Source organism: Psychromonas arctica (genome assembly GCF_038155225.1).
Classification (GTDB): domain Bacteria; phylum Pseudomonadota; class Gammaproteobacteria; order Enterobacterales; family Psychromonadaceae; genus Psychromonas; species Psychromonas arctica_B.
Genome location: NZ_JBAKBA010000018.1, coordinates 68293 through 80877 on the forward strand (window position 1 = coordinate 68293; position 12585 = coordinate 80877).

6 protein-coding genes are annotated in these 12585 nt (G+C 36.0%); all 6 read left to right on the forward strand.

What is annotated here, in order from left to right:
- The 6 genes from V6255_RS09345 to V6255_RS09370 all read left to right on the forward strand — a co-directional run bounded on the left by V6255_RS09345 (window position 1) and on the right by V6255_RS09370 (window position 12337).
- Window positions 1–4566 (forward strand): biotin carboxylase N-terminal domain-containing protein, encoded by a 4566-nt coding sequence (locus V6255_RS09345; protein ID WP_341627904.1) that lies wholly within the window; start codon window positions 1–3, stop codon window positions 4564–4566.
- Window positions 4567–4658: 92 nt separating this feature from the next.
- Window positions 4659–7877 (forward strand): ABC transporter substrate binding protein, encoded by a 3219-nt coding sequence (locus V6255_RS09350; RefSeq protein ID WP_341627905.1) that lies wholly within the window; start codon window positions 4659–4661, stop codon window positions 7875–7877.
- Window positions 7877–8629 carry a class I SAM-dependent methyltransferase gene (locus V6255_RS09355; RefSeq protein WP_341627906.1) on the forward strand — a complete coding sequence of 251 codons (753 nt, stop codon included), beginning with the start codon at window positions 7877–7879 and terminating at the stop codon, window positions 8627–8629. Before V6255_RS09350 ends, V6255_RS09355 begins: the two co-directional genes overlap by 1 nt.
- Before the next feature lie 554 nt (window positions 8630–9183).
- A complete protein-coding gene (locus tag V6255_RS09360; protein WP_341627907.1) occupies window positions 9184–10101 on the forward strand; it encodes a manganese-dependent inorganic pyrophosphatase in 918 nt (305 codons plus the stop codon).
- A gap of 214 nt (window positions 10102–10315) precedes the next feature.
- Window positions 10316–11662: a UDP-N-acetylmuramate:L-alanyl-gamma-D-glutamyl-meso-diaminopimelate ligase gene (gene mpl, locus V6255_RS09365; RefSeq protein ID WP_341627908.1), complete on the forward strand. Its 1347-nt coding sequence runs from the start codon at window positions 10316–10318 to the stop codon at window positions 11660–11662.
- A 66-nt stretch (window positions 11663–11728) separates the two neighbouring features.
- The gene (locus V6255_RS09370) at window positions 11729–12337 is read left to right on the forward strand and encodes a flavin prenyltransferase UbiX (protein ID WP_341627909.1); all 609 of its coding nucleotides are present in this window, start codon (window positions 11729–11731) and stop codon (window positions 12335–12337) included.
- Window positions 12338–12585: the final 248 nt, after the last annotated feature.

Consider the following 12585-nt stretch of genomic DNA (forward strand, 5'->3'; position numbering starts at 1 on the left):
ATGACAGGAAAACCTTCATCTTCTCAGTTTGAAGTGAATAATATTGCAGATCCGCTATTTATTCATGCTGAGCATATCGCAAAAGACTTTTCTTTATTTCCAGATAATTCATTACCGTCAAATACAGATGGTGTAGAAGGTCTTATTGAAAGTCAGCGAGTTAAATCAAATCTAGCGACGATTAAAAAGTTAGATGTTGATGCATACATTGCGCGTACAGTAACGCCGGCTGAAAGTAACAAACGCCCTGGCTCTAAAAGTATCATCGAAGGCTTTAACGGTAAAATCGTAACACAGCAATCAAACGGTGCTTTTTACTCTGCTGAAATGGAATTAGACTTTGGTGGCTACAGCCGTCGTATTGGTTTGATCGCACAAGAGCGTAGTTCAAATAATGGTGCTTGGATGCCTGAGCATCATTTAGCTGCAAGCAAAGCAATCCGTAAATTTGCGGATATGTCATTGCCTATTGTGTACCTAATTGACACACCGGGAGCGGACGCAGGCGAAGAAGCTAATAGCCAAAATCAAGCACACAGTATCTCTCAAATGATCACTGAAAGTGCCAATGTTGATGTCCCTACTATTGGTATAGTAGTGGGTGTTGGTTATTCTGGTGGTGCAATCCCACTAGCGACAGCTAATATTTTATTATCTGTTCGAGATGGTATCTTTAATACTATCCAGCCAAAAGGTTTGCAAAGTATTGCTCGTAAGTACAATTTGTCTTGGCAGGAATGTGCTCAGTCAGTAGGTGTATCACCTGAAGAGTTATTGGAAATGGGTTGTATCGACGGTATTGTTGATTACTCGCCTGTTGACCAAGATGAGCGTCAACATAACCTTCAGAAAGCGATTATTTCTGGTATTTTATCTATAGAGTCAAAGTCAGTAGAATTTGTTCGTAAATATCCAGATATCTTAGAACATTATAACCGTAGCTTATCTCGTTATCTTGAGCCTTCAAGTAAATTGACTGCCATTGAAAATGCAAATGAAGCACGTTTATTAGCTAAAAACCCAACATCTCATAATAATGCATTCGGCACGACTTACCGTTATATGCGTTACCTCACATTACGTTCACGTATCAAAGCGATTCAAAAGAACGAATATGGCCGTCTATCTAAATTAACCGTTCCACAAGGTGATTTAAAAGCACGTGTTGAAGCTGATCGTAAACAAGTATTTTTAAACTGGTTAGAAAACCCAGATAAATTAATTTATGACGATACGCTAAATAAAAATTGGAAAACATTTTTACAAAAACGTGAAGATAAAGGTGTTGAGCGTAATGCATTAACAAAGCTTATTTTAGGTGAGCCAAAAGCAAACTACGATAATGCGCGTAGTACGTTAATGATCAACCTAACTTGGTCTTTATATAATCGTTGGAAAACAAGTGCTGAAAATAACTTCCATTCACTTATTAAACATTTAGAAGATGAGAAAGCTGTTCCTCTTACAGAAGAATGGCCAGTGTTAGCCGATCTGAATATCATTGATGTAGTTTCACATGTAGAAACTCGCGAATGCTTTATTGTTCACTGTCGTCACATGCTTGTATTTAACGCATTATACGACAATACAATGGGTAACTTAGCGTCTATTGCAAAAGAAGCGATGGCGACTAAAGAGCTTTCTCGTGAATCAGTATCTTCGTTAGTACGCAGTTCACTAAAAGCAGCGCTAAGTAAAGTAAGTGATGACGATTACGAGCAATTAAAAGTGACGTTTAATGCATGGCTACAATACTTTACTGAACAAGCTGAACGTGGCGAAATCTTAGCTAAAGTTGAAGAGTGGAAGAGTATTGGTGCACCACAAATGAACTCTAGTTTGTTTGTTATTTTGACTTACTTGTTCGAAAAATTATTGCCTGAATATTATAACAGTCGCGATAACGAAAGTTCTTACAACGGTGCTATTAACCCTGTTCGAATCGGACGTCGTAAAGATTTCTGGAACCGTTTAACAATGGGCTACCAAGATCTATTGATTCAAGCGGTATTACGTTCAGAAAAAAGCAAGAAGAACAATTCTCATCAAGCAATCATTGAGAAGTTCTTTGCAAACTTTAAAGAGTCTAAAGCAGACTTAATGACTGCTAACCTTTTAGAGTTCCCTGGTTTCCGTTTGTCTGTTGAAGATGCGCTAGATAAAAATATAAAACCATGTGGTTTAATAACGGGTACAGGTGAATTTAAATTAGAAAATGGTGAAGTCCAACGTGTTGGTGTTGCTGTTTCTAATTTATCTTTCCAGGCGGGTGCGTTTGACATGGCTAGTGCAGAAAAATTCTGTGCGCTATTAGTTAAATGTGCAAAACAACATTTGCCTGTTGTTGCCTTCATTAGTTCTGGTGGTATGCAGACGAAAGAAGGCGCTGCTGCATTATTCTCAATGTCTGTTGTTAATGACAGGATTACACGTTTTATTCGTGATAATGATTTACCGGTTGTTATGTTTGGTTACGGGGACTGTACTGGTGGAGCACAAGCGAGTTTTGTAACACATCCTATGGCACAAACTTATTACCTATCAGGTACTAATATGCCGTTTGCTGGACAAATGGTTGTCCCAGCATATTTACCGTCTACATCTACATTATCTAACTACTTATCACGTGTACCTGGTGCAATGGATGGATTGGTTATCAACCCATTCTCTGATGATTTGAATGATAAGTTACGTGAAATTGATGAAAACATGCCAATGCCTGTTGTGACTGTTGAAGAAACAATTCAACGTGCACTATCTGGCTTTATACCTGTTTGTAATCTTGCTGATGATAATGTGTCTAAATCTGACCCTCGTCAATTAATGCATCCGGTTAAGAAAGTATTAATCCATGCTCGTGGTTGTACTGCGGTTAAGTTAATACGTATTGCGAAACAGAATGATATCAATGTGGTATTGGTTGCGTCAGACCCTGATATGACATCAGTACCTGCAGATATGTTAGGTGAAGGTGATAAACTAGTTTGTTTAGGTGGTAATACCTCTGATGAAAGTTACTTGAATGCAAGTTCTGTATTAAAAGTAGCTGAATATGAGCAAGTTGATGCATTACACCCAGGTATTGGTTTCTTATCTGAAAGTCCTCACTTTGCAGACTTATGTATTAGCCATAACGTTAACTTTGTTGGCCCAAGCATGAACAGTATGTTGACTATGGGTAACAAATCAAATGCAATTAAAACAGCACAAGATAACGGTGTGCCAGTAGTACCTGGTTCTCACGGTATTTTAAGTGGTGCAGAACAAGCGTTAGATATCGCAAACAACATGGGTTACCCTGTGTTGCTTAAAGCGGTAAATGGCGGTGGTGGTAAAGGTATCTTAGTGATTGAAAAAGCTGAAGATATGTTTGCTGGCTTTAACCAAGTTTCTGCTGAAGCACGTAGTGCATTTGGTAACGGTGATTTGTACTTGGAGAAATACATTACGTCTCTACGTCATATCGAAGTGCAATTATTACGTGATAAGTTTGGTAATACTAAAGTATTAGGTATTCGTGATTGTTCTGTTCAACGTAATAACCAAAAAGTAGTTGAAGAGTCTGCATCAACTATGTTGCCAGAAAGATTAGAAAAAGAAGCATTGAAACATACTGCTGCATTAGCTAACGCCGTTGATTACATGGGCGCTGGTACGGTTGAGTTTATCTATGACTTAGATGCTGATGATATCTATTTCATGGAAATGAATACGCGTTTACAAGTAGAGCACCCTGTAACTGAAGCAACATCATGTATTGATATTGTAAAAGCACAATACGATATTGCATCAGGTGGTGACATCTCTGACTTAAAACCTCAGAAGAAAGGTTATGCGATTGAAGTACGTGTTACAGCTGAAAAAGCTGGCTTAGATTCTGACGGTATCATGCAGTTATTACCTTACCCAGGTAAAGTGGCTGAGTGTATTATTCCTGAGCAAGATGACGTTGAAGTTATTTCAATGATTGCAACAGGTAAAGAAGTTTCTCCATACTACGATAGTTTAGTAGGTCAGTTTATCTGTCATGGTAAAGACCGTAACGATACTGTTAAGAAGTTATTAGCCTTCTTAGATAAAGTGAGCATTAAAGGAATTGCGACTAATATTCCATTATTGCAACGTATCTTAAAAGATGAAACGTTCTTAAACGGCGTATACGATACAACTTACCTACCTAAGTTCATGGCAACACTTGACCAACAAGTGATGATTGATGAAATGGAAGCATCTGCTGCTTCTGGTATTGAAGGTGTTGCAGAATCGATTCAGGTTGATGGTAGTAATGAATTAAAAGTTATTGCTCAAAGTGCTGGTATTTTCTACCGAGCTTCTTCACCTGCAGAACCTGATTTTGTGTTAGAGGGTGACATTGTTAATGTTGAACAAACATTAGGCTTAATGGAAGCAATGAAAATGTTCTCGCCAATCACGCTAGGTAGCTTCAATCGTAAAGACGCAATGCTTTATGATACGAAGGCTAAATTCCGTATTGAACGCATCATTAATACTAATGGTCAGCAAGTATCAAGTGGTGATTTGCTATACATCATAACCCCGCTATAAGGTTATAATGTCTATAAAAAAGCCAGTCAATTGACTGGCTTTTTTTTGTGCCTAATAAAGTATATGATGGTTAGATAGGCATTTGTTTATATATGGAAACTCTCTTGTTAACGTCTTTAAAATTTATCCTCAAAAAGAATGCGTTTAGATACTATTCTTTCTTTCTACTTTTCTATTCTATTAATGCCATCTCATCTGAAGTATTAGTGTTACATTCTGGTTATCAAGGTAATGAGCAAACGCGTCAGATTCAGAAAGGCATTGAAAAAAAGTTTTTAGATAGCAATATTTCACTATATGTATCGTATTTAGACAGTAATCAAACAATGTCTGATCAAGCGATAATTAGACATGTCGATTTTCTATCAAGAAAGTTTGATGCTAAGAAATTTGATGCTGTTATTGTGAGCGGCGAAAATGCGTTTAAATTAGTGGAGAACTATGGTGAGCGGTTATTTGTCAATACACCTATTATCTTAACTGGGATTAAGTTAAAAAATCATTTAGTTACCGAATTCTCCCATAAATTATCTGCTGTCGTAGAACCTGAAAATATTTTTGATACTGTAAATTTAGCGATAGAATTATTTCCTAAAGCAACTGATATTTATATTGTAACGGGTACTTCTTCTACGAGTAAATTAACAGATGATACTATTCAAAAATTATCTATAAATCCTAACCAAAGCTTAACTATTTTAAGTAAAGAAACAGAAGTTTCTTTAAAAAAAGTTATTAGTAAAGCTCGAAATAATGCGGTGTTAATTTTTAGCGATTTTTCGCGAGATAAAGACGGTTCATTTGTAAACCGGGATGAAATACTCAAGTCTTTAACATCAATTGCTAGAATTCCTTTGTTTGTATTACACCAGCATGACTTAATTGAGGGAGTCTTAGGTGGTGTCGTGGCAAGTGGCTTTATTCAAGGAGAGGCTGCAGCAGATAAAGTTTTACAACTTTTAGAAGGAGTCTCAATTGAAGACTTACCTGCTGAAATAAATTTAAATAATCAATACCTTATACAATATGCTGAGTTATTAAGGTGGGGGATTAAAGGGAGTGACCTACCTGATGGTTATAAAATCATTAATCAACCAGATCAAGAAGATGAAACTCATTTTGGTCTGATGACGCTTTTGATTATTTTATTTATTTTTACTCTAGTCTTTATATGGGGATGGCGAAAATTCCATAATTTACAGGTAACAACCTCTTTATTAAAAGCCAAGCATGAAAGAGTTAAAAATATTTTTAATGTTTCTTATGACTTTATCTTTATCTTAGATTTGGTTGGTGAAGTAAAAATGGCAAATCAAACTGCTTTAGACTTTATTGAAATGTCAGAAAATGATGTTAATGGCGAAATATTATGGGAAACACCTTGGTGGCAATATGATGCTGCGAGTAAAAGGAAATTAAAGTCAGCGATGGGACAGGCTAGAGTAGGCAAAACCGCTCGATTTGAATGTCGATTAATTAACAAAAGTCAGGAAAGTTACGCATTTGATGTTTTCATTCAACCTGTTAAAAATGACTTGGATACAGGTAATAGTCGCAATGAAATCACATCAATCATTGTTGAAGCTCGTGATATCAGTAGTATTAAAGCGGTAGAAGAAGAAGTTCAAAAGGCTAATAAACGTTCAAACCTATTATTAGATGAAAGCCCTTCAATGTTGCTCATGTTAAATGTACAAGGTTTGATTTTGTCTTGTAATAAATTTGGCTGTAATTTATTAGGTTATGCAGACGGAGAGTTAATTGGCCGAAACCTTGTCACACTTTATTCTCAATTAGTTAATATTAACGAATTAAAAAGCTATCTTGCAGAATGTGCTGATCGAGAGGACATGTTATTAACACGAGAAATTTCTTATTCTACAAAGAATGGCAGAAAAGTCTGGATTAATGAACGAGTAAGAAAAATAGAAGGTCACGATCAATACTTTCTCGTCTGTGAAAATATAACTGAACGTTATGAGCTTTCCAAAGAGTTAAATTATCGGGCGTCGCATGATTATCTAACGGGATTAAAGAACCGTTTGTTTTTTGAAAGTCAGTTAGACAAAAGTTTACAAGATATACAAACGTCAAATAATCCATGTAGTTTAATGTATTTGGATATGGACAAATTTAAAATCATCAACGATACCTGTGGACATCATGCTGGCGATGAAGTGTTACGACAAATTGCCACGATATTGACCGACAGTGTACCAACAAGAGCAATGGTTGCTCGCTTAGGTGGTGATGAGTTTGCCATCATTCTACCAATGCTTGAACTCGATGAAGCACATAAAGTTGCTGAAACCATTATTTCAGCGATTGCTAAACATTATTTCTTATGGGAAGAGCATCACTTTTCATTAGGCATCAGTATCGGTCTTACTGAGCTATCTACTTTTTCTAGGGATGGTGTACAAGCTCTTAACTGTGTCGATAGTGCTTGTTATACCGCTAAGCAATCAGGGCGAAATCGTATTCATGTTTATGAGGAAGATAAACAAGAGGAATTACGCCGAGAAGAAGTCGTTTGGGTAACTAAAGTTCAAGATGCCTTGCGTGATGAAACGCGTTTTTGTTTATATGCACAGTTAATTAAGCCAGTGGATGGCGATGATGATTACTTACATTATGAAATCCTAACAAGAATGATTGATGAAAATGGTGAACTAGCGCCGCCAGCTAAATTTATTCCGATTGCTGAAAGTTATAACTTAGCTGATAAGATCGATATGATCATTATTACTAAAACATTAAATTGGCTTAAAAATCATCCTGAGCATGTTTTAAAGTTAAATATGTGCTCAATTAACTTATCTGGGCAGTCACTTGGCGATCCTAAATTTATTGAAGATCTCGTTCAACTATTAACGCATTCTTCACTACCATTAGAAAAACTGTGTTTTGAAATCACTGAAACGGTAGCAATAGGTAACTTTAGCAATGCATCTAAACTAATCAATTCTTTGAAAAAATTAGGGTGTAAATTGGCGTTAGATGACTTTGGTACAGGCCTTTCTTCATTTGGTTATTTAAAACGCTTGAATGTAGATTATTTAAAAATTGATGGGGTTTTTGTTAAAGATATGGCAAGCGACGCACAAGACTTTGGTATTGTTAAAACAATTCACGAGTTAAGCCATCTGTTTGGTAAAAAGACCATTGCAGAGTATGTAGAGAATGAAGATATCATCGAAAAATTAAAAGAAATCGGCGTCGACTATGCACAAGGTTACCACTTAGGAAAACCTATGCCGATAGATATGATGGCATTATTGTCAACTTCATTGAACGAAGAGGATTATTAATGGATATCGCATTAATCTGTAATGAAAATATTCTGGCACCTAAAGCCAAGAAGTTACGAGAAAAATGGGGGTTTTTAGCCTCTAAAAGTGAACCGTTCCAATTACGCTTGTTACCTGACTATTTAGCCCTTGAGCAATTGGATGACAAACAACAAGGTTTGGTTTTTGTTGATTTTGCCTCTGGCGCTGTTGCCCACCGTAGAAAGTTTGGTGGTGGTAAAGGGCAATCAATTGCAAAAGCAGTCGGCATTAAAGCTGGAATAGAGCTCCATGTAATAGATGCGACGGCAGGCTTAGGACGTGATGCTTTTGTGCTTGCTTCTTTAGGGTGCAAGGTTGATATGGTTGAACGTTCATCAATCGCTGCTGCATTATTACAAGATGGGCTAGAAAGAGCTTATTTAGACAGTGAAATAGGTGAGTGGATGCAGCAACGTATGCGTTTAACTCATGCAAGTGGTTATGAGTATCTACAAAATAACCAAGCAGATATTGTTTATTTAGATCCTATGTTCCCACATAAAAAAAAGTCTGCGTTAGTAAAAAAAGAGATGCGCGTATTCCAAGGGGTTGTCGGTGCCGATTTAGATGCCGATGATCTATTGGATGTCGCATTAGCTGCCGCCAAATACAGAGTAGTAGTAAAGCGCCCCGACTATGCCCCATTCTTAAATGATAAAAAGCCTAGTATGAGTATCAACATGAAAAATAATCGATTTGATGTTTATGTAAAACAAGCCATTGGACGTTAAGAATAAGCTGTTGTGGTGTATGGTTTCGCTGTTGTAACTGTAATCATACATCGATATAAAATAACCATCATACGTTAAGTCTATATTTTGAGAGCGGCGGTAGTCTTCTTCTTTCTATTAAGTGTTACCGACAAAAATCTTTCCTAAACTAATATTCACAAATAAATACTTAATAGACACATCGATTTTAATTAAAGTTGAAATGTCTATTAAGTTTTTAATATAAACGAGATCTATTTCATCTCAAGAGCTGTTATATATTTTGTTAATTCATCGGAGTATAATCTTAGTTATATTAAAGATTCTGTATGTTTCTATATGAACTGATAGAAAGTATTAATCTATTTCACACGACGGTTAATACTAAAAATAACAGCTAGTATTAAATGTGCAGAACAGAGTTTGATCACTTAAAACAAGTGAGATAGAAATATTAAGATTGAAAAGAGTCATTTTAGATAAACGTTTATACTTAAAATTACTTGCAGAATCAGGTATTCTGCAGAAATTAACTAATCACCCCCAATTAACTTATTAAAATAGTGGATATATCGATGATTGTATTAGGACACCAAAACCCAGATTGTGATAGCTTATGTAGTGCTATCGGCCTTGCTAGTTTATTTAATAAAATGGGCAAATCAGCAACTCCTGCATTACAAGGTGAACCAAATCCTGAGGCGTTATTCTTATTAGAACAATCAGGTTTACCTCAACCTGAAATTCGCACCGAAGTTGCTGGCGAAGAAATTTTTATTGTTGACTACTCTGACTGGGGTCAAGGTACTGCTGACATGAAAAAAGCAACTATCCTAGGTATTGTTGATCACCATAAATTAGGTGATATCACAACATCAACACCTTTAGAGTGTTGGATTTGGCCTGTCGGTTGTAGTGCAACCATTGTTTACAACATGTACAAATTCAATAATCAAGTACCTGATGCGGCTGTTGCTAAAATGATGATGGGCGCAATTATATCGGATACGGTTAACTTCCAAGGACCTACTTGTACAGATATCGATATTGTTGCTGCTAATGAATTGGCTGCCCTTGCAGGTGTTGACGATATTCAAGCTTTTGCTGAAGCACAGTTTGAAGCTAAATCAGATATTAAAGCGGTATCGGCTGCTGAACTTATTTTACGTGATCAAAAAGTGTTTGAAATGGCTGGTGAGAAACTAGCCATTGGTCAATTAGAATTAACATCATTAGAAACAGCATTTTCTAAAAAAGATGAAATGTTAGTTGAAATGAAAAAATTACAAGTAGAGAAAGATTATCACTCAACTATTGTGCTATTAACTGATATTAATAAGCTAGATACAACGGCATTAATTATCTCTAAAGATGCTGATAAAGTAGCAACAGCATTAAACAGTACTGTTGTTGATAATATGTTTGAATTACCTGGTGTGGTTAGTCGCAAAAAACAAATCATCCCATTCTTACAAAATTCATTTGAAGCTTAATCAAACAGTTATAAGTAATTAACTTTTTATATTAATTACTAAGAACAATAAAAAGGCGAATCTCTTTGTGAGACTCGCCTTTTTTATTATCTGTTTTAAAGCTAATCGCTTATATAGTAAATAACACGTTAATCTTATTTGTTAAAATCGACCACATCAGTTTAATATTTGATAACATCATTCATCTTATTCTTATTTCCAATATTGAGGTTTCATGCATATTCATATTCTTGGTATCTGCGGCACGTTCATGGGCGGTGTTGCTATTCTTGCTAAATCATTAGGTTATAAAGTCACTGGTTCAGATAAAAATGTTTATCCGCCAATGAGCACTCAGCTTGAAGCGCAAGGCATAGAGCTGATCCAAGGGTTTGACCCAAGTCAACTAGATAGTAAACCTGATTTGGTTGTTATCGGTAATGCGATGAGTCGTGGTAATCCCTGTGTTGAAGCTGTTTTAGATAAGCAGATCCCTTATATCTCTGGACCTCAATGGTTATTAGAACATGTCTTAAAAGATAAATGGGTATTAGCCGTTGCTGGTACTCATGGTAAAACATCAACATCGAGCATGCTTGCTTGGATTTTAGAGTATGCAAATATGCAACCTGGTTTCTTAATCGGTGGGGTACCTGAAAACTTTGGTTTATCCGCTCGTTTAGGCGAAACACCTTTCTTTGTGATTGAAGCTGATGAGTACGATAGTGCCTTTTTCGATAAACGTTCTAAATTTGTTCATTACCATCCAAGAACATTAGTAATGAACAACCTTGAATTTGATCATGCTGATATATTTGAAGATTTAAATGCTATTAAGAAGCAATTTCATCATTTAATGAGAACAGTACCCAGCACAGGACGCGTATTTTTACCGAATAAAGATGAAGCACTAATGGCTGTTAAGCATATGGGGTGTTGGAGTGAAGTTGAATATTTAGGTGAGAATTGGTCTGCTGAAAAAATGAAGGGTGATGGTACGCAATTTAAAGTTAAACTTGATGGCATTCAGAAAGGACAAGTGAATTGGAATTTAATGGGGGATCATAATGTTGATAATGCACTAGCTGCAATTGCTGCAGCACGGCATGTCGGCGTGATCCCTGAAATTAGTGTTCTTGCATTAGCTGAATTCAAAAGCATTAAACGTCGAATGGAAGTTAAAGGAAAAATTAATAATATTACTGTTTATGATGATTTTGCTCATCATCCAACCGCGGTTAAAACAACACTTGCAGGTCTACGAGCTAAAGTCGGAAATGAAAGAATCATTGCAGTACTGGAGCCTCGTTCAAATACTATGAAACTAGGTATTCATAAAGAAGCATTAGTTAATTCATTAGCGCTTGCGGACACGGTTTATTGTTTTGAAGATAAAAATATTGAGTGGTCTATAAAAGAGTTGTTTGATGAACAAGGTAAAATCGTTCATGTCGAAACAGATATCGATAAACTGGTAAACGAATTAACAATACTAGCAAAATCGAAAGATCACATCTTAATAATGAGTAACGGTGGGTTTGGTAATATTCACCAAAAATTACTAGATAGCTTGAATAGTTAAATCAAAATAGATTAGCAGTCAGTAAGAGTGAATAAGTTAATTAAGTCGTAACAATATAGGATGACTATGCAATATAACGAAACGGTAACATTAGGCGTAACAGGTGCATCAGGTAGTGGTTATTTTTTAAGCCTATTACAATCAATGGTCGATGCGAATGTAAAAGTTTATCTAATATTATCCGAAGCTGCACAGATTGTATTAAAAACGGAGGTCAATGAAGATTGGCCTACTGATATTGAATCGCTTAATGAATTTTTAGTTGAACGTTTTGATGCAAAAAAGGATCAAATTACAGCATTAACCTCAAAAGATTGGTTTTCACCAGTCGCATCAGGATCGTCAGCACCTAAAAAAATGGTTGTTTGCCCATGTAGTTGTGGAACATTAGCTTCTATTGCTCAAGGTTTATCAAATAACTTAATAGAAAGAGCGGCGGATGTGGTATTTAAAGAAAGAGGGCAGTTAATTGTAATGCCAAGAGAAACACCATTTTCTACATTACATTTAAAGAATATGCTGACATTATCTGAGTTAGGTGCAACGGTTATGCCACTAGCACCTGGGTTTTATCATCAACCTACCACAATAGAAGAGCTTCACGAGTTTATGGTTGCGAGAGTAATGGACCATTTACAGATAAAGCATCAAGCTAGTAAAAGATGGTGTGAGTAATATTTGAGCATAAAATGGTCATTTTTGATTGCTTTTTAAACGATAAATAAAAAAAGTTAAAAATAGTGATTTTTTTACCATAAAACACTTGCCAATCGTTTTGTGATCCCTATAATGCGCCCCACAGACACGGGATGTAGCGCAAGTTACCTAGCGAGTTTGAGAACGATGTAAGGTTAACGATTCAAGCTTAGGTTTGAAATCAAGTTTGCTAAAGGCAGTTTTTCATGTTTTAAAAAGGTTTATAA